This window comes from Flavobacterium frigoris PS1, assembly GCF_000252125.1.
Taxonomy (GTDB): domain Bacteria; phylum Bacteroidota; class Bacteroidia; order Flavobacteriales; family Flavobacteriaceae; genus Flavobacterium; species Flavobacterium frigoris_A.
In genome coordinates this window covers 1-773 of sequence record NZ_AHKF01000041.1, presented here as the reverse complement: position 1 = coordinate 773, position 773 = coordinate 1, and the positions used below count along the sequence as shown (strand labels likewise).

At 34.2% G+C, this 773-nt stretch carries 2 pseudogenes; both read left to right on the top strand.

The features are described from left to right. Positions 1-497 (top strand): annotated as a pseudogene (locus HJ01_RS16910) (amino acid permease); the annotation flags it as partial. Positions 498-517: 20 nt separating this feature from the next. After that, positions 518-773: pseudogene (locus HJ01_RS16905) on the top strand (type II glyceraldehyde-3-phosphate dehydrogenase); the annotation flags it as partial.

Genomic DNA, 773 nt, shown 5'->3' with positions numbered 1-773 from the left:
CCATAGCAATCGCAATCGTTGCTACATTTTCAGGTGTAATTGCAAGTGTGTTTTCAGCCTCTCGCCTATTGGAGATGTTGAGTAATATGAAACAGGTACCATCGTTAAACAAAATAGGTAGCTTTAAAAACCCCGCACTCCTATTCACGGTTTCCCTTGCTATTTTGCTGACTATGTTGTTTGATTTGACAAGAATCGCTTCTATTGGAGTTATTTTTTATCTTATTATGGATATTGCTATTCATTGGGGCCTTTTTCGTCACCTTAAAAAGGAAGTAGATTTCCATCCAATTATACCCTTAATAGCAATTATTATGGACGCAGTGGTTCTTTCTGCTTTCCTTTATGTAAAATACATTAACGATCCCTTAGTAATTATAGTCGCGGCAATCGGAATTATATTAATACTTATCTCAGAACGTTTTTTTATGATTTCACATACAAATGATGATGGGAACATGCCAATGGGAATGGAAACAAATAATAATAAAACATAATTAATATAAAATAAAATTACATGAAAAATATAGCAGTTATCGGATATGGAGTTATCGGAAAAAGAGTGGCTGATGCTATTAATAAACAAGACGATTTGAAACTAGTAGGAGTCTGTGATGTTATCAGCGATTGGCGCATTCAAAACGCCGTTAGAAAAGAGTACAATATCTATGCGGCAACACCCGAAGCCGAAAAAGAAATGAAAATCGGAAATATTCCATTAAAAGGAAGTATGCAAGAACTTTTAAAGAATGTAGATTTAGTAGTGGATTGTA